Source organism: Bradyrhizobium elkanii WSM2783, assembly GCF_000472865.1.
Lineage (GTDB): Bacteria > Pseudomonadota > Alphaproteobacteria > Rhizobiales > Xanthobacteraceae > Bradyrhizobium > Bradyrhizobium elkanii_A.
The window spans coordinates 1-16,715 of record NZ_AXAP01000095.1 but is presented as its reverse complement, the minus strand read 5'-3'; the positions used below and the strand labels follow the sequence as shown (position 1 = coordinate 16,715).

General features: G+C 64.0%; 17 protein-coding genes and 1 pseudogene. 2 read left to right on the top strand and 16 right to left on the bottom strand.

Annotated elements, in window-relative coordinates:
- Positions 1–175 precede the first annotated feature (175 nt).
- From trmB to murJ, 16 genes are all read right to left on the bottom strand, one after another.
- Positions 176–892 carry a tRNA (guanosine(46)-N7)-methyltransferase TrmB gene (gene trmB / locus YY7_RS0142250; protein ID WP_155255557.1) on the bottom strand — a complete coding sequence of 239 codons (717 nt, stop codon included), beginning with the start codon at positions 890–892 and terminating at the stop codon, positions 176–178.
- Entirely contained in the window at positions 889–2,025 is a 1,137-nt protein-coding gene (locus YY7_RS0142245; protein ID WP_028168429.1) for a M20 family metallopeptidase, read from the bottom strand. The genes trmB and YY7_RS0142245 overlap by 4 nt, the downstream gene beginning before the upstream one ends.
- A gap of 221 nt (positions 2,026–2,246) precedes the next feature.
- Complete coding sequence (locus YY7_RS0142235) at positions 2,247–2,663, bottom strand: helix-turn-helix domain-containing protein (RefSeq protein WP_028168428.1); 417 nt, start codon at positions 2,661–2,663, stop codon at positions 2,247–2,249.
- A gap of 257 nt (positions 2,664–2,920) precedes the next feature.
- Positions 2,921–4,534 (bottom strand): apolipoprotein N-acyltransferase, encoded by a 1,614-nt coding sequence (lnt, locus tag YY7_RS0142230; protein ID WP_028168427.1) that lies wholly within the window; start codon positions 4,532–4,534, stop codon positions 2,921–2,923.
- Complete coding sequence (locus tag YY7_RS0142225; protein WP_028168426.1) at positions 4,531–5,664, bottom strand: hemolysin family protein; 1,134 nt, start codon at positions 5,662–5,664, stop codon at positions 4,531–4,533. Before YY7_RS0142225 ends, lnt begins: the two co-directional genes overlap by 4 nt.
- Position 5,665: 1 nt before the next feature.
- The gene (gene ybeY, locus YY7_RS0142220; RefSeq protein WP_028168425.1) at positions 5,666–6,172 is read right to left on the bottom strand and encodes an rRNA maturation RNase YbeY; all 507 of its coding nucleotides are present in this window, start codon (positions 6,170–6,172) and stop codon (positions 5,666–5,668) included.
- An 86-nt stretch (positions 6,173–6,258) separates the two neighbouring features.
- Positions 6,259–7,314 carry a PhoH family protein gene (locus tag YY7_RS0142215; protein ID WP_035692414.1) on the bottom strand — a complete coding sequence of 352 codons (1,056 nt, stop codon included), beginning with the start codon at positions 7,312–7,314 and terminating at the stop codon, positions 6,259–6,261.
- 4 nt (positions 7,315–7,318) lie between these two features.
- Complete coding sequence (miaB, locus tag YY7_RS0142210; protein ID WP_028168423.1) at positions 7,319–8,719, bottom strand: tRNA (N6-isopentenyl adenosine(37)-C2)-methylthiotransferase MiaB; 1,401 nt, start codon at positions 8,717–8,719, stop codon at positions 7,319–7,321.
- 169 nt (positions 8,720–8,888) lie between these two features.
- Positions 8,889–9,566 carry an HAD family hydrolase gene (locus YY7_RS0142205; protein ID WP_028168422.1) on the bottom strand — a complete coding sequence of 226 codons (678 nt, stop codon included), beginning with the start codon at positions 9,564–9,566 and terminating at the stop codon, positions 8,889–8,891.
- A 6-nt stretch (positions 9,567–9,572) separates the two neighbouring features.
- Positions 9,573–10,022: a Fur family transcriptional regulator gene (locus tag YY7_RS0142200; protein ID WP_028168421.1), complete on the bottom strand. Its 450-nt coding sequence runs from the start codon at positions 10,020–10,022 to the stop codon at positions 9,573–9,575.
- Between the two features lie 52 nt (positions 10,023–10,074).
- Positions 10,075–10,560: a ribosomal protein S18-alanine N-acetyltransferase gene (gene rimI, locus YY7_RS0142195; RefSeq protein ID WP_028168420.1), complete on the bottom strand. Its 486-nt coding sequence runs from the start codon at positions 10,558–10,560 to the stop codon at positions 10,075–10,077.
- Positions 10,557–11,255, bottom strand: coding sequence for a tRNA (adenosine(37)-N6)-threonylcarbamoyltransferase complex dimerization subunit type 1 TsaB (gene tsaB, locus YY7_RS0142190; protein WP_028168419.1), 699 nt, complete (start codon positions 11,253–11,255; stop codon positions 10,557–10,559). The genes rimI and tsaB overlap by 4 nt, the downstream gene beginning before the upstream one ends.
- Before the next feature lie 83 nt (positions 11,256–11,338).
- Entirely contained in the window at positions 11,339–11,908 is a 570-nt protein-coding gene (locus tag YY7_RS0142185; RefSeq protein WP_028168418.1) for a NifU family protein, read from the bottom strand.
- 116 nt (positions 11,909–12,024) lie between these two features.
- Complete coding sequence (locus YY7_RS0142180; protein WP_028168417.1) at positions 12,025–12,519, bottom strand: universal stress protein; 495 nt, start codon at positions 12,517–12,519, stop codon at positions 12,025–12,027.
- A gap of 92 nt (positions 12,520–12,611) precedes the next feature.
- Positions 12,612–13,664: a tryptophan--tRNA ligase gene (gene trpS, locus YY7_RS0142175; protein WP_028168416.1), complete on the bottom strand. Its 1,053-nt coding sequence runs from the start codon at positions 13,662–13,664 to the stop codon at positions 12,612–12,614.
- Positions 13,665–13,730: 66 nt separating this feature from the next.
- The gene (gene murJ / locus YY7_RS0142170) at positions 13,731–15,272 is read right to left on the bottom strand and encodes a murein biosynthesis integral membrane protein MurJ (RefSeq protein ID WP_028168415.1); all 1,542 of its coding nucleotides are present in this window, start codon (positions 15,270–15,272) and stop codon (positions 13,731–13,733) included.
- An 87-nt stretch (positions 15,273–15,359) separates the two neighbouring features.
- Between murJ and YY7_RS0142165 the strand changes: the two genes are divergently transcribed.
- The gene (locus YY7_RS0142165) at positions 15,360–16,361 is read left to right on the top strand and encodes an adenosine kinase (protein ID WP_028168414.1); all 1,002 of its coding nucleotides are present in this window, start codon (positions 15,360–15,362) and stop codon (positions 16,359–16,361) included.
- Positions 16,362–16,547: 186 nt separating this feature from the next.
- Positions 16,548–16,715, top strand: a pseudogene (locus YY7_RS61210) (IS5/IS1182 family transposase); the annotation flags it as partial.

The window sequence follows — 16,715 nt, the reverse complement described above, 5'->3', positions numbered from 1 at the left end:
TCGCTTCGTTGTAGCCACAACACCGCTGTCGTCCCTGCGAAAGCAGGGACCCATAACCCCAGGGAGGCGTTGTGACGCGAGCAAGCGGTTGCAGCGGAGCACACAATAACGCCCTGTGGTTATGGGTCCCGGGTCAAGCCCGGGACGACGGGCGGAGAGATCGCGAATGATGGCTTCAGCCCATTCTGCGAAACCGCAGATACGTCGCCTTGCGACCCTCGCGCTCGGCTTTGGCGCCATAGCGCGTCATCGTGTACTCGGGCCAGGGAGCCTGCCAGTCCGAGGCGCGTTCAGCCAGCCAAGTGAAATCGGGCGAGCGCATCAGGTGCCATAGCGTCCAGGCGCAGTAATCGTCGATGTCGCTGACGAAGCGGAATTCGCCGCCTGCTTTGAGGATGCGCGCCATTGCTGCAACGGTGGCATCCTGGACAAAGCGGCGCTTCCAGTGCCGTCGCTTCGGCCAGGGATCAGGATGGATCAGGTCGATGCGCCGCATCGACCCTGACGGCGCCCAGGCGAGCAGCTCGGCGGCGTCGCCTGCGAACAGGCGGATGTTGCCGATATTGTGCGCCTCGATCTGGGTCAGGATCTTGGCCATTCCGTTGACATAGGGCTCGCAGCCGATGAAGCCGATATTCGGAAACGCGCGGGCCTCGGCGGCGAGATGTTCGCCGCCGCCAAATCCGATCTCGAGCCTGACATCCTCGACGTTGTCATCGAACAGTTCGGTCAGGCTGGCCGGTGCCGGGCTTGCGATGTCGAGCGCCAGATGCGGCAGCAGATGCTCGATCAGGTCGGCCTGATGGGCGCGCAGTCTGTGGCCTTTGCGCCGTCCGAAGAACGAGCCTTGCGCATGCGCGTCGCGCTCCTGATCGCGGGAAGGCGTCATCATCGCAGCGTCTGATACAGCCGATGCAGCAACCGCGCGCGCGGCTCGATCGATGAGATATACATCTGCTCGTAATGGGTATGGGCGCCCTTGCCGTCGACGCCGAGGCCATCGAGCGTCGCCGTATGCAGCGCGGTGAAATTGCCATCGGAGCCGCCACCGGTCGAGGTGTCCACGAGGTCGAAGCCGATCTCGGTTGCGAGCCCCTTGGCGTGTTCGTAGAGCGCCGCGCCGGCGTTGGTCTTTTCATAAGGCGGCCGATTCAATTCGCCGACCACATGCACGCTGACGCCGTCGGTCCGCGATTTCAGATTGAGTATTTTCGTTACCAGCTCTTCGGCGTCGGCAATCGTCGGCACGCGCATGTCGACCTCGGCATAGGCCTCTTCCGCGATCACGTTCGGCTTGGTGCCGCCTTTGACCACGCCGACATTGACGGTGACGCCGCGCGCCAGATCGTTCATCGCCTCCAGCGTCTGGATGATGTTGCCGAGCTCGCGGATCGCGCTGCGGCCGTCCTCGGGGCGCGTGCCGGCATGCGCGGGCACTCCCTTGACGAAGATCTCGAAGCGCGCGACGCCCTTGCGCCCGGTGACGATCTTGCCGCCGTCGCGTGCCGGCTCGGTCACCAGCACATATTTGGCTTTGCGGCCCTCGGCTTCGATCAGCGCGCGCGAGGTCGGGCTGCCGATCTCCTCATCGGAAACGTAGAGCTGGGTCACGCCGAGCGGCGCCCGCGCGCCATTGGCGCAAACTTCCCTGAAGGCGTGGTAGGCGAGATAGGCACCGCCCTTCATGTCATAGATGCCGGGACCGAAGGCGCTGTCGCCGTCGATGCAAAATGGCAAGCGCTGGATGAATCCGAGAGGGTGCACCGTATCGAGATGGCTCAGCACCAGGATTCCCGGCGCGTCCTGGCCCCAGGCCGAGCGTGCGACGAGATGATCGCCGCATCCGTTCTGGCCGGCGATTCGCTCGAGGGTGGCCGGCAGGCTGCGATAGCCTTCGGCGACGAGATCGGCGAGCTTGTTGACCTGTTCGGGCGCCTCTGTCGGCGTTTCGATCTCCACCCAGCGGCGGATGCCGTCGAGAATCTCCGCAGGATTAAATGCAGGATTAAATGATGTCGTTGTCATTGGCGCGCCGGCATCTGGAGCATGATCCGGAAAAGTGGAAACCGATTTTCCCTCGCGACTAACGCGAAGCGTTTGCGTGGGAAGATCATGCTCAAACAAAGAGGTGAGATCATGATCCGATTCGGTCTAATCGGATCATGATCCAAGAACGATTGAACCGACGTCATGCGCCCGCACCGGCGGGCGCGTCAATCGCCATGTCGCAGGAATGACGACGCCGATCAACGCTTGTCGGGGCCTTCGCGAGCGGCGATCTGCTCGACCAGCTCGACGATGCTGCGGCGGAGCTTGGCGTCGGCGATGCGCGTGAAGGCGCGCGTCAGCGCCAACCCTTCCGAGGTTGCGAGAAAGTCGGAAACGTAGCTGGGCGAGGCGCCTTCGCTGAAGCCTTCCGGGGTTGTCGAGCCGCTCGGTCCGCCGTCGAACAGGAACGAGACCGGCACCTGCAGGATCTCGGATATCTGCTGCAGCCGGCTGGCGCCGACGCGGTTGGTGCCCTTCTCGTATTTCTGAATCTGCTGGAAGGTGAGGCCGAGCTTTTCTCCCAGCTTTTCCTGGCTCATGCCCAACATGATCCGCCGCATGCGGACACGGCTGCCGACATATTTGTCAACAGGATTGGGCGCTTTGGTAGACATCTTCGGACTCTCCTGGAAGGACTACGCGCCCGGCGAATGAGGCAAAACGGGTATGGAGTATGCCCCAGGCGCCGGTATCGTCAAAATCCTGCGGGAGGATCGAGGACGAATGCGGACAATTTGAGCTACTGTGCTGGCAGGATTTCAGTTTCGGCTTGCAACGATAGAATGCGAATGACGCGGTGGTTCTGTCAACTGGTGGAATCACACCAGCGGAATTTTTCATTGCGCAAGCAACCATCGAGAGCCCGCAGGCGTCAAGAATTGCGCCGGGCAACACGCCGTGCGACCACAAGCAACAATGCGACGAACAGAATGATCGCCGCGGGAATGTCATTGAAACGTGCATATAGCGTTGGCGGGATGGCAGCCGGTAATCTGGCATCGAGCACGCCTTCGATGCCAAGGCCAAGTTCTGCGACAATCCGTCCCGCCGGATCGATGACCGCGGAGATGCCGGTGTTCGCTGCGCGAACAACGGGCAGACCCTCCTCGATCGCGCGCAGCCGCGCCTGCTGTAGATGCTGGTGGGGGCCGGTCGAGATTCCAAACCAGCCGTCATTGGTGACGTTGATGATCCAGCCCGGCCGGTCGTCGTGGATGTCAATGTCATCAGGGAAAATCGCCTCGTAGCAGATCAGCGGCAGTGCGCGCGGCGCATTCGGGATGTCAAGCGCGCGACGCCGCTGGCCGGCGATGAATCCGCCATGGACCTTGGTGAGCTGCACGAAGCCGAGCTTTTCCATCAGGTCCTGAAATGGCAGATATTCGCCGAACGGCACCAGGTGCAGCTTGTCGTAAACCGACAGCACGCTGCCGTCGTGGTCGATCACATAGATCGAATTATAGGCGCGCGTGATGCGGACGCCTGGCGGCAGATCCGGGGCGCGCACCGAGCCGGTGATCAGCACGGTGCCTTGGGGCAGGAGCTCGGCGATCTGTGCCATCGCGTCGGCCTCGCGCGTCAGGAAAAACGGAAACGCCGATTCTGGCCAGATCAGGATGCTGGCATCGCGCACACCAGTGGATTGCGGGCCGGAAGCGCGATCGGACAGCGTCAGATATTTCTTCATCACCTCCGCTTTGGCGGCGTAGTTGAATTTGACGTCCTGCTGCAGGTTGGGCTGCATGATGCGCAGCTTGACGTTGGCGACCATGGTGGTCGGCAGCCGCGACAGCCGCACCGCGCCGAAAACCAGCATGGCCGCGAGAACGACCAGCGCTATGACCGGCACCCGCCACAGCTTTCGGTTGGATGATTTGCCATCGATCAAGACGGCCGGGCTTGCGAAGATTGCGAGGCTGAGGAACGTCATGCCCCAGAGCCCGATCAGCGACGCGGTCTGCGCCAGCGCCAGTGGTTCTGACAGCGCATAACCGAAGGCGTTCCAGGGGAATCCTGATAGCACATGACCGCGCAGCCATTCGGCGATGGTCAGGCTCGCCGCCAGCGCCAGCACGCGGAAGCCGTCGGGAGTCCAGAGCAGGCGCGCCAGCGCAAAGCCGAGCGCGGGAAACAGTGCCAGATAGGCCGGCAGGCCGAGTATCGCAAACGGCAACAGCCAGGCGAAGGTCTGCGCATCGACCAGGAAGGCATAGCCGATCCAGTAAAGCCCCGGCACGAAGTAGCCGAGCCCGAACCAATAGCCGGAGATTGCCGCCGCCGGGATGCCGCGCCACTTTCCGGCGCCTGCGCCGTCAATCAGCCAGACCGCGACCGGGAAGGTCAGGAACAGGATCGGCCAGGCGTTGAACGGCGCCATCGCGAGCGAGGATAGGGCGCCGGCGACGAGTGCGATGACGGCGCGCTTCCATCCCCAGGTCAGGATGATCGAAAGCCCGGCCGCGCGGAGTTGATCGGAAACCCTCACTGCGGGGCGGCTCCGTCGCCGGAGGGCGGAGGCGCGGTGTCGTTGGCCTGCGGGCTGGCATCGGCCTGAGGGCTGGCATCGGGCGCGGCCTCGCTGCGGCGACGGCTCTCGCGCTCCTTGCGCGGGACGTTGCGTTCCTTGCGGGTTGCGATCCGCACGCGCTTGACCCGTCGCGGATCGGCGTCGAGCACTTCGACCTCGAAATTGCCGGGCCCGGAAATCAATTCGCCGCGCACCGGCACGCGGCCGACAAACGACACCAGATAGCCGCCGAGCGTCTCGACTTCCTCGCCGGCTTCGCCCGTGACGAAGTCTTCGCCGATCACCGAGCGGACATCATCGAGGCTCGCCCGCGCGTCGGCGATGAACGAGTTATCCGGCTGGCGAACGATCGACGGCGGCTCATCGCTGTCGTGCTCGTCGTCGATCTCGCCGACGATTTCCTCAACGAGGTCCTCGATCGTCACCAATCCGTCGGTGCCGCCATATTCGTCGACCACCAGCGCCAGGTGAATACGCGTGGCCTGCATCTGCACCAAGAGGTCGATCGCGCGCATCGACGGCGGCACATAAAGAAGTTTTCGGATGATGCTGGCTTCGTGAAGCGGCAGCGCGAGATCGACCGCGCGCAGGTCGAGGCCGGCGGGCAGCGGCTTCTTGCGCCGCGTCTTGCCGGCGTCGCTGACGCGCGCTCTTGCGGTCATGAACGCAAGCAGGTCTCGGATGTGCACCATGCCCTCGGGATCATCGAGGGTTTCGTTGTAGACCACGAGGCGCGAATGCGCGGCGCTTTCGAACAGGCTCATCAATTCGCCGAGCGGGATGTCGCGCTTCACGGCGACGATGTCGGCGCGATGCACCATCACGTCGGCGATACGCCGCTCATGCAGATTGAGAATGTTGCGCAGCATGGTCCGCTCGACGGCGGAAAAGTTCACGTCATCGGGCGTTGACGCATCGAGCACCACCTGCAGGTCGTCGCGAACCGATCCTGCCTTCCAGCCGAACAAGGTGCGGATCGCACGCAGCAGCCAGCCCTCCGCTGCGGGACGCTGTACCTCCTCCGGCACCACGGCCGGCAGGTTGCGCACATCGCGCGGATTGTCGTGGGTAGGTTCGGAGTCCGCCATTTCAGTCCATCCGCTCCCGGTCCGCATACGGATCGGGAATGCCGAGCTGCGCGAGGATTTCGCGCTCGAGATTTTCCATTTGCTCGGCGTCGTCGTCGTTTTCGTGGTCGTAGCCGATCAGATGCAGGAAACCGTGCACCGCGAGGTGGCTTAAATGATGGTCGAACGGCTTCTGCTCCTCGTCCGCCTCCCTGCGCGTCGTCTCATAGGCGATCGCAATATCGCCGAGCATGCGCGGGGCGTCGTCCAGCCCCTGAGCGCCCTTTGGCTGCAACGCCGGAAACGACAGCACGTTGGTCGGCTTGTCGATGCCGCGCCAATTGTTGTTTAGCGTCCGAATTCCGGAATCATCCGTCAGCATCACTGCCAGTTCGGCCTCGCCGACATCGGCGTCGGTGATTTCGGCGGCGGCCTCGATGGCGCGATGGATCACCGCTTCAGTATCAGGCTCGGTCTGCCAGCAATCGGCTGTGACCAGAACCTCGGTAGCGGGGAAGGCGGAAGACACTGTCGTTCCAAAAAGTTGTTGTTTCTAGGCGTTGTGGTTGCGGCCGGAACCCGCTTGCGGCAGGTCCGTGAGGCCGGCTCATGACATCAAGATTTGGCGGCGACCTGCCGTTGTGGCAATCCCTCATAGGCGGCGACGATCCGCGCCACCAATTCGTGACGGATCACGTCCTCCGCGGTGAAGCGCACCTGCGCGATGCCCTCGACGCCTTCCAGCAGGCTCACTGCCTCTGCCAGCCCGGAGGCCTGGCCGTGCGGCAAGTCGACCTGCGAGGGGTCGCCGGTGACGATCATGCGGCTGTTCTCGCCGAGCCGCGTCAGGAACATCTTCATCTGCATCGAAGTGGTGTTTTGCGCTTCATCCAGGATGATGACGGCATTGGTCAGCGTGCGGCCGCGCATGAAGGCAAGCGGCGCGATCTCGATCTCGCCGCCCTGCAGTGCGCGCTCGACGACGCGCGCATCCATCAGGTCATAGAGCGCGTCATAGATCGGCCGCAGATAGGGGTCGACCTTCTCGCGAAGATCGCCAGGCAGAAAGCCGAGCCGTTCGCCGGCCTCCACCGCGGGTCGCGACAGGATGATGCGATCGACTTCCTTGCGCTCGAACAATTGCGCGGCATAGGCGACCGCAAGCCAGGTCTTGCCGGTACCGGCAGGCCCGACGCCGAACACCAGCTCGTGCCGCTTCAGCGCGCGGATGTAGGAATCCTGCGCGGCGGTGCGCGCCCGCACCGGGCGCTTGCGTAAGTTGATGGTCTCGAACGAGGGCTTTGCGGTCTTGGCGTCGAACTCGAACAGCGAGCCCTGCGCGATCACGGCGCGGATCGCGCCTTCGACGTCGCCCTGCGAAAGATCATGCCCCTGCGTTGCCTGGCCATAAAGCGTCTCCAGCACGCGTCGTGCGGCGTCGCAGCCGTCGCGGGAACCGGCGATGGTGATCTGGTTGCCGCGGGAGTCAACGACGACGCCGAGCCGGCGTTCGACCTGCGCCAGATTCTGTCCATAAGGGCCGACCAGCGCGGACGCGGCGCGGTTGTCGTCGAAGTCGATGACGACCTGGGTCTCTGGAGGGATCGGCATGTCGCGGTCAGGTTTGCGGCTGGGAGCAAGCGATGGTGAATCCGATGCGCTTTTTGGCAAGGGTTCAGGCTCCAATGGTCGTCTGCGAAAGAGCGGATGACTGAGGCCGCGCATGACGCGGGGCCAGCTCGCCGAGCAGGCTGTAGCGCTCGAGGCTGTCGATCCTGACCGGCAGGACTTTCCCGACGATGTCCGATGATGCCATCACGTGCGCGGGCTGCAGATAGGCAGTACGGCCGACGATCTGGCCGGGATTGCGCCCGGCGCGTTCGAACAGCACATCGACCGTGGTGCCGATCGCAGCCTTGTTGAAGGCCGATTGCTGGCTGTCGATCAAGTTCTGGAGGCGCTCCAATCGCTCGTCCATTTCCGCCGCTGGCACCATCTCCTGCATGTCCGCCGCCGGCGTGCCGGGCCGCGGCGAATATTTGAACGAATAAGCCGCAGCGTACCCTATTTGCATGACAAGCGCGAGGGTCGCAGAAAAATCTTCCCTACTTTCGCCGGGGAAGCCGACAATGAAATCGGAAGAAAAAGCAATGTCTTGGCGTACCGCACGAAATCGGTCGATGACGCGGCGGTAATCATCGGCGGTATGTTTGCGGTTCATGGCTGCCAAGATTCGGTCCGAACCGGACTGTACCGGCAGGTGCACGAACGGCATCAGCGCCGGCAGGTCACGATGCGCCTCGATCAGACTGTCCTCGACATCGCGCGGATGGCTGGTCGAATAGCGCAGGCGCAGCACGCCGGGGATGGCGGCGAGCCGCTCAAGCAACTTGCCGAGCGGCCAGCTTCGTCCATCCGGCCCTTCGCCGTGATAGGCGTTGACGTTCTGCCCGATCAGGGTGATCTCGCGCACGCCGTTATCGGCAAGCCGCGCCACATCCTCGATGATCCTCGTCACGGGACGCGAGACTTCTGCGCCACGCGTGTAAGGCACGACGCAGAAGGTGCAGAACTTGTCGCAGCCTTCCTGCACGGTGACGAAAGCTGAAATGCCGCGCGAGCGGATCGCGTCGGGCTTCGGCGGGGTCAAGAATCCGAACTTGTCCTCGACCGGGAATTCGGTCTCCAGCGCGCGGCCTTCCGCTTTCGCCTGCCTCAGCAGTTGCGGCAGATGGTGGTAGCTCTGCGGACCGACCACGACGTCGACGGTCGGCGCGCGGCGAATGATCTCCTCGCCTTCGGCTTGCGCAACGCAGCCTGCGACCGCAATTTTCACGTCGCGCCCCTGGCGCGCGGCGTCGTCCTTCATCACGCGCAGCCGCCCGAGCTCGGAATAGACCTTTTCCGAGGCCTTCTCGCGGATATGGCAGGTGTTGAGGATCACCAGATCCGCTTCGTCGGCGTTTGCCGTCTCGACAAAACCCTCGCCGGCCAGCGTATCCACCATGCGCTGCGCATCGTAGACATTCATCTGGCAGCCATAGGATTTGATGTGCAGCTTGCGCGGCGGCGTCATGGAACCTGCTTGGGGTGGAAAGGAGCGCATCGGGGCGCAGGGCTCAAATATAGCCTAAAGCCGTCAAAATCCAGCTTTTGGGCCCGTCATTCCGGGGCAATGCGCCAGCATCGAACCCGGAATCTCGAGATTCCGGGTCTGGTCCTTCGGACAATCCCGGAATGACGGCTCAGGTTGCGGCGACGATTGCACCGTTTTCGATCAGCCCGGGCAGTTCCCGCATGTCCGCAAAGGTCATCGTGGCGCCGGCGGCGCGCAGCGTCTCGGCATGGCCGGGCCCGCAATGGCTGCCGCCGCAGAAGCCGAGCACCGCCATCCCGGCGGCGCGGGCGGCTGTGATGCCGGGGAGGCTGTCCTCGACCACGAGACAGCGTTCGGGCGCCACCTTCATCTGCCCGGCCGCGAACAGGAAGAGATCGGGCGCCGGCTTGCCGTTCTTGACCTGCAGGGCTGAAAAGATGTTCGGTGCAAATCGTTCGTAGAGGGCGGTGCGACCAAGGCTGACGCGCATGCGTTGTGGTGAGCCGCTGGACGCCACGCAAACGGGCTGCCCGATCTGGTCGAGCGCGGCGTGAATGTGCGGCACCGCCTGCAGATCCGCCTCAAAGGAACGGAACAGCTCGTCCTGCAATTGCGTGTGATAATCATCTGGAAGGCTGCGGCCGAGTTCGGCCTCGATTTCGAGATTGGCCTGTCGTGTCGAGCGACCGAGGAAACGATCGAACACCTGTTCCGACGTGATCGGATAGCCGTGACGCGTCAGGACCTCGGCATGCGCGCGACACGAAATGACTTCGCTGTCGACCAGGACGCCATCGCAATCGAAGATGATGAGATCGGGATTCAATTCAGACTACGATTTATCTTCGTCCAGCGGGACGCAATACAGTTCGAGACGGTGGTCGACCAGCTTGTAGCCGAGCTTGCGGGCGATCTCCGCCTGCAGTTTCTCGATCTCTTCGGACGTGAATTCGATCACCTTGCCGTCGCGCAAATTGATCAGGTGGTCGTGATGGCTGTCGGGCATCTGCTCATAGCGCGCGCGGCCCTCGCGAAAGTCGTGGCGCTCGATGATGCCAGCGTCCTCGAACAGCTTTACGGTGCGGTAGACGGTCGAGATCGAGATCTTGTCGTCGACCGCGACGCAGCGCCGGTACAGCTCCTCGACGTCAGGATGATCCACGGATTCGGCCAGCACGCGCGCGATGACGCGGCGCTGCTCGGTCATGCGCATGCCGGTCGCGGCGCAGCGCGCCTCGATGCCGGTGTTCTTCATCGCAGACGAGGTTTTCAGCGGAGCCATGTTTCTTCAGCCTGGAAGGGCAGGGCGGGACTGTTCTGCCACCGCCCGCATGTTACGACAAGTCACGGCGCATCAGAAGCGCATTCAAATGTTCCCCACCGGGCTGCTTGTAATAGCGTTCACGGCGACCGACGACGGCAAATCCGGCCCGTTCATAGAGCCGTCGCGCCGGCTGGTTATTTTCCTCCACCTCGAGGAAAACAGTGCGCACGCCGCGGCCAGCAAGATGGCCCAGATGCGTCAGCAACAAATTGCGCGACAGGCCGCGGCCGCGCTGGCTGGAATCGATCGCGATCGACAGGATTTCAGCTTCGTCCGCTCCCATCCGCGATACTGCAAAGCCGATGATCTTGCGCCCGAGCCGCAGCCGATGCACCAGCGTGTTGCGCTCGGCGAGCATTGCCTCGAATTCGCCTTCGCCCCAGCCGCGATGAAACGAGGCGCCATGTAGCTGCGCCAAACGCGGTGCATCGCGCACAGTCGCGGCTTCGACCGCCGGCGTGCCGCGGCTGAGCCATTCGGAAAGCCAGGCCATCATGACGCGGTCGATTGCGCGACGTCGAGCAGCGGATTGGCCGGCGGCTTTGCGTCCGGCGCGCGCAGATAGAACGGCCGCGCCGGCGCCGCTTCGGGGCTGACGGCCGCGCCGACCCAGGCGACCCAGGTGATGTCGGGCGCGGCCTGGGTATCGTTCTTGAACGGCGGGGCCGTCTCCGCCGGCCAGCGGTCGGCGAGGATTTTTGCGGCATTGCCGACCAGATGCGGTGTGCCAAGCTGCGCGGCCTTGATCGCCTGCTCGACCGGCGCCACCTTCGGCTTGACCAGCGGGCTGCCGTCGCCGCTCACCACCTGGAAATAGACATGGTCATGCCGCGCATCGATCGCGGAGATGATCGGATGCTCGCCGTTCTCGGCGACGACAGGCGCGGCATAAGCGGTCAGCGTGGTGACACCGACGACGGGTTTGCTGGCGGCCAACGCGATGCCGCGCGCCGCCGACAGGCCGACGCGCAGTCCGGTGAAGCTGCCGGGACCGGTGGTGACGGCAATGCGATCAAGCGCGACGAAGGCGATGCCGCTCTCCTTCATCACCCGCGCGATCAGTGGCATCAGCGCTTCGGCATGCCCGCGCTTCATCGGTTGCGATTCCAGCGCGAGCGGCTTGCTCGCGGTGGTGTCGAGCACGGCGGCAGAGCAGGCGTCGAGCGCCGTATCGATGGCGAGAATGATCATGGAGCGAATGGCAATTGGCGAATGGCGAATGGATGGTCAGGCGCGATCCCTATTCGCCATTCGCCACTCACTATTCGCTCTCCTTACATCGGGCGGACTTCGACCACATCGGGGACGAAGTGCCGCAGCAGATTCTGGATGCCGTGCTGCAGCGTCGCGGTCGAGGACGGGCAGCCGGAGCAGGCGCCCTTCATGTTGAGATAGACGACGCCATCCTTGAAGCCGCGGAAGGTGATGTCGCCGCCGTCATTGGCGACTGCAGGCCGCACCCGCGTCTCGATCAAGTCCTTGATCTGCGCGACGGTGTCGGCATCTTCGTCATTGAAGAACTCATCTTCCTCATCGAGCGAATCGTCGCCATCGACGCTGCCGTCGGCGAGCAGCGGCGCGCCGGACATGTAGTGCTCCATGATCGCGCCGAGGATTGCGGGCTTCAGATGCTGCCAGTCGCCGTCGGCCTTGGTCACGGTGACGAAGTCGGAGCCATAGAACACGCCGGTGACGCCGGGCACGGCGAACAGCCGTTCGGCGAGCGGGGAGCGGACGGCGGCTTCAGGTGTCGCAAATTCCATGGTGCCGCTCGCGAGCACGGTGCGGCCCGGAATGAACTTCAGGGTGGCGGGATTGGGGGTAGCTTCGGTCTGGATGAACATTTGTTTTCTCCGGCGTCGCCGGTTCAAGGCCGGCGCGTGGGGTTCCCTTAGCAGATGGCGACGGCGAACGCACGGATCAAGGCGGGAACCGTCGGTTCCGACGATTGATCAAGGGGTTACGATAGCGAATCGATCTCTTCGTCGGTCAGTCCGCCGGGCACGATGGTGACGGGAATCGGGAACTCGCCCATGATCTTGGCCATGGTGGTGATGATCGGACCCGGGCCTTCCGGCCCCGGATTGGCCGCCAGCACCAGGATCGAGATGTCCTCGTCCTTGTCGATGACGTCGAGGACCTGCTCGGTTGGGTCGCCCTCGCGAATCACCCGCTCGGGCGTGATCGCGGCAATCCCGTTGGCGCGCCCGGCGGCGCGGTCGAGCGCCTCGTTTGCCGCTTCCTCGGCCTCGGCACGCATGATGTCGGCCACCCCGAGCCATTGCTGGTTCTGGTCCTCGGTCTCGATGACGCGCAGCATCACGACGCCGCCGCCGACCCGGATCGCCCAGCGGCTGGCGTAGTAGACGGCGCGGTCCCATTCGGCGCTGTCGTCAACGATGACAAGGCATTTCGGCTTGTGACCAGATTCGTAGCTTCGTCGCTGGGTGGTCATGCATGTCCCGGTGCATTATTGCCAAGCAGACTTATGCTGCCACACCCCCTCGGCTTTTGGGAGAGGGTGCGAGAGCAATCGATGTTGATCGCCTATCGCTGCCGGATGAAGCCGACGACGTCCTTCGCGGCGCGCATGGTTTCATCGGCGATCACGCGGGCGCGGTTGGCGCCGTCGACCAGGATTTGATCGACATGGCCGGGGTCGGCGACCAGCCGCTTCATTTCGGCCGCGATTGGCGACAGTTTCGCAACGCAAACGTCCACCAGCGCGTTCTTGAAGCTGGAGAACTGGCCGCCGCCGAAATCCTTCAGTACGGCCTGCTTGCTGATGCCGGCGAGCGCTGCGTAGATGCCGACGAGATTGTCGGCTTCGGGCCGGGCCTCCAGCCCCTTTTCCTCTGATGGCAACGGCTCCGGATCGGTCTTCGCCTTGCGGATCTTCTGCGCGATGGTGTCGGCATCGTCGGTGAGATTGATGCGCGAATTATCAGAGGGTTCCGACTTCGACATCTTCTTGGTGCCGTCGCGCAGGCTCATCACCCGCGTCGCCGGTCCCGTGATCAGCGGCTCGGGCAGCGGGAAGAACAGGCCGTCGGCAAGGCCGTGGCCGCGGATCGAGTCGCCGAAGTCGTTGTTGAACTTCTGCGCGATGTCGCGTGACAGCTCGAGATGCTGCTTCTGGTCCTCACCCACAGGCACGTGGGTCGCGCGATAGAGCAGGATGTCGGCCGCCATCAGCACCGGATAGTCGTAGAGACCGACGGAGGCGTTCTCGCGATCCTTGCCGGCCTTCTCCTTGAACTGGGTCATCCGGTTCAGCCAGCCGATGCGGGCGACGCAGTTGAAGATCCAGGCAAGCTCGGCATGGCCTGCGATCTGGCTCTGGTTGAAGACGATGTGCTTCTTCGGGTCGATGCCGCTCGCAATGAACGCCGCCGTCACCTCGCGGGTGTTGCGCGTCAGCTCCGCCGGGCCGCCCCAGACATCAACGCCCTGCGTGATCGCGTGCATGTCGACGACGCAGTAGATGCAATTGTGCGTCTCCTGCAGCTTGACGAAGTTGACGATGGCGCCGAGGTAATTGCCGAGGTGCAGATTGCCCGTCGGCTGGACGCCTGAAAAAACCCGTTCCACGAACGCCATGGTGTCAATTCCCGGAAAATGCCGCTTCGGCGGGGTCGTTTGCCATTTTGGGGCTATCGGCGCAAGTCAGGCGGGACGGTTTTGCCTGATCGCGGCGACCGCCTCGCGCCAGCCGATCACGCCGAACAGCTTCAGGAACAGGCCGTAGCTCGCCATGGCGGCCAAAATCACCGCGAACAGCAGCACGGCCTGCGCCGGCCCGCGCGATCCTGCGGCCAGCGGCGCGAACTCCTGCAGAAGCCACAGCAGCGCGCCCATGGCGAGCGCCGCCAGGCAGATGCGCGGGAGCCGATCGCGGGCCTCCGTATCGATCGCGAAGCCGAATGTCGCGCCGCCCTTCCGGATCAAATAGAGCGCGTTGCTCCAGGCTCCCAGCGTGATGCCGGCAGCAATGCCGCGCGTGCCGAAAGAGTGGCGGAGCAGGAACGCGGCGACGATCGCCACCACGATGGCGGTCAGCGCCCCAAGCAGTGGCGTGCGGGTATCCTCGCGGGCGAAGAAGGCCGGCGACAGCGCTTTCACCAGCACATGCGCGGGCAGGCCGAGCGCAAGCCAGGTCAGCGCATGCGCGGTGGCCGTGGCATCATGCGCGGCAAACGCGCCGTGCTCGAACAGGATCCGCACCACCGGGGCGCTCAATACGATGAGGCCAAGCGTCGCCGGCAAAGCGAGTCCGACCGCCAATTCCAGGCCGCGCGATTCCACGCGCGCGATGGCGGTTCGGTCACCGCTGTGCAGCGCGCGCGTCATTTCCGGGATCAGCACCGTGCCCATGGCGACGCCGACGATCCCGAGCGGCAGTTCGATCAGGCGGTTGGCAAAATAAAGCCAGGAGACCGCCGACGGCGATTTGGAGGCGATCACGGCACCCGCCACCATCAGCCATTGCGGCGCGCTGCTTGCGATCATCCCGGGGACGGCCTTGCCGAGGAAGTCGCGCATGTCCTTGTCGAAGGAGATGCGGAGCGGCGTTGCAGCGCGGCCGCCGCGCAGCACGAGGATCGACAATTGCAGAAGTCCCGCAAGGCCGACGGCCGCCGCGACGACCATCGCGGCATGCGCGGCATCCCCCCGCCATGTCAGCAGCACGGCCATGACCGCGATCAGCGCGATGTTGAACAGCAGCGGCGAGAATGCGGTGAGCGCAAAGCGCGCTTGCGCGTTCATGAGCCCCATCATGACCGTGACGGGTCCGGCGAAGGCGAGATAAGGCAGCATCAGCCGCGCATTGTTGACGGCAAGGTCCAGCGTTTCGCGGCCGACAAATCCCGGCGCCAGCGCCGCGATCACCAGCGGCATCAGCAAGCCGATCAGGACCGACGCCACGATCAGCGCGGCGCTGATAGTGCCGAGCACGCGACCGGCGAAGGCCGCGGCGGCCGCTGCGCCTTCGGTCTCGCGCAAGCGGAGCCACGCCGGTATCAGCGCGGCGTTCAGCGCGCCCTCGGTCAGGAGCCGCCTGACCACATTGACCATTTGAAAGGCAACCAGGAACGCATCGGCAACCGCGCCGGCGCCCAGCAGCGCCGCGATGATGGAATCGCGGGCAAAGCCGAGCAGCCGTGAGGCCAGCGTTCCCGAGGAGACGGTGAGGAAAGAGCGGATCATATGACTTCTATATAACAGCCACCTGGCTTGCTGGCGCCATGTTGATCTGGTACGGCGCAGCCTTCTCAATCGCTCGAAGGATGGATAATGGCCGACGCAAAATATGACGTTCTCGGGATCGGCAACGCAATTTTCGACGTCCTGGTGAGGACCGACGAGGCGTTCCTCAGTCGGCACGGCATGGCCAAGGGCAGCATGGCGCTGATCGACGAGGCCCGCGCCGGCGCGATCTACCAGGACATGGGCCCAGCGACCGAGATGTCCGGGGGCTCGGCGGCCAATACCATTGTCGGCGTCGCCAATTTCGGCGCCCGTGCGGCCTATGTCGGCAAGATCAAGGACGATCAGATCGGCCGGCTCTATGCCCATGACATCCGCGCCGCAGGCGTCGCATTCGAGACCAGGCCCGCCACCGATGGTCCCGCCACCGGCTGCTCCTATATCCTGGTGACGCCGGATGGCGAGCGCACCATGAACACCTATCTCGGCGCCGCGCAAGATCTGACGCCGGCCGATATCGATGAAGCGCAGATCGCGGCGTCCCGCATCGTCTATCTCGAAGGCTATCTCTGGGATCCCGCGAGCGCCAAGCAAGCCTTCGTCAAGGCGGCGACGATCGCGCATGCCGCAGGCCGCCAGGTCGCGCTGACCTTGTCGGATTCCTTTTGCGTCGATCGCTATCGCGACGAATTCCTCGAATTGATGCGCAAAGGCACGGTCGATCTGGTGTTCGCCAATGAGGCCGAGCTGCGCTCGTTGTACCAGACCGCCGATTTCGACAGCGCGCTGAAGCAGTTCCGCGTCGATGCGAAACTCGGCGTCGTCACCCGCAGCGAGAAAGGCTGCGTGGTGGCAGCGAAGGACGGCGTCACGGCCGTGCCGGCATTCCCGATCGAGCAATTGGTGGATACGACCGGCGCGGGCGATCTCTTCGCCGCCGGCTTCATGTTCGGCCTCGTCCGCGATGCCGGCTATGAGAATGCCGGTCGGCTCGGCGCGCTCGCAGCCGCAGAGGTGATCCAGCACATCGGCGCGCGCCCGCAGACGTCGTTGAAGGAGTTGGCGCAGCAGAACCGATTGCCGGTTTAAGGCTGCTCTCACGCCGCAGTGCCGTAGGGTGGGCAAAGGCGCGCTTGCGCCGTGCCCACCATCAACACTTCGCTCGTGATGGTGGGCACGCTGCGCTTTGGCCACCCTACGAGACTGTGAATCTTTTTATATCGGGCGCGTGGCAGCTGTGATTCTCTTCGCGGATTGATTTGCAGGAGGGGGACGATGGCTGGTGACGAGTTGTTTGGAGAGCTGCCGGAGCAAGCGGAGCCACGGGCCGAAGCAGTGCGGCGCGGTGCGCCGCGGCTGCGCGAGCCGGTGCGCGACCAGGTCGAACTGCGAGCGGTCGATATCGACAGCCTGATCGGACAAGATCATCCGGCACGGGTGATA

Coding starts and splice junctions, on each gene's coding strand:
- trmB (WP_155255557.1), bottom strand. CDS start 892: ATGATGACGCCTTCCCGCGATCAGGAGCGCGACGCGCATGCGCAAGGC.
- YY7_RS0142245 (WP_028168429.1), bottom strand. CDS start 2,025: ATGACAACGACATCATTTAATCCTGCATTTAATCCTGCGGAGATTCTC.
- YY7_RS0142235 (WP_028168428.1), bottom strand. CDS start 2,663: ATGTCTACCAAAGCGCCCAATCCTGTTGACAAATATGTCGGCAGCCGT.
- YY7_RS0142225 (WP_028168426.1), bottom strand. CDS start 5,664: ATGGCGGACTCCGAACCTACCCACGACAATCCGCGCGATGTGCGCAAC.
- miaB (WP_028168423.1), bottom strand. CDS start 8,719: ATGACGCCGCCGCGCAAGCTGCACATCAAATCCTATGGCTGCCAGATG.
- YY7_RS0142200 (WP_028168421.1), bottom strand. CDS start 10,022: ATGGCTCCGCTGAAAACCTCGTCTGCGATGAAGAACACCGGCATCGAG.
- rimI (WP_028168420.1), bottom strand. CDS start 10,560: ATGATGGCCTGGCTTTCCGAATGGCTCAGCCGCGGCACGCCGGCGGTC.
- tsaB (WP_028168419.1), bottom strand. CDS start 11,255: ATGATCATTCTCGCCATCGATACGGCGCTCGACGCCTGCTCTGCCGCC.
- YY7_RS0142185 (WP_028168418.1), bottom strand. CDS start 11,908: ATGTTCATCCAGACCGAAGCTACCCCCAATCCCGCCACCCTGAAGTTC.
- YY7_RS0142180 (WP_028168417.1), bottom strand. CDS start 12,519: ATGACCACCCAGCGACGAAGCTACGAATCTGGTCACAAGCCGAAATGC.
- trpS (WP_028168416.1), bottom strand. CDS start 13,664: ATGGCGTTCGTGGAACGGGTTTTTTCAGGCGTCCAGCCGACGGGCAAT.
- murJ (WP_028168415.1), bottom strand. CDS start 15,272: ATGATCCGCTCTTTCCTCACCGTCTCCTCGGGAACGCTGGCCTCACGG.
- YY7_RS0142165 (WP_028168414.1), top strand. CDS start 15,360: ATGGCCGACGCAAAATATGACGTTCTCGGGATCGGCAACGCAATTTTC.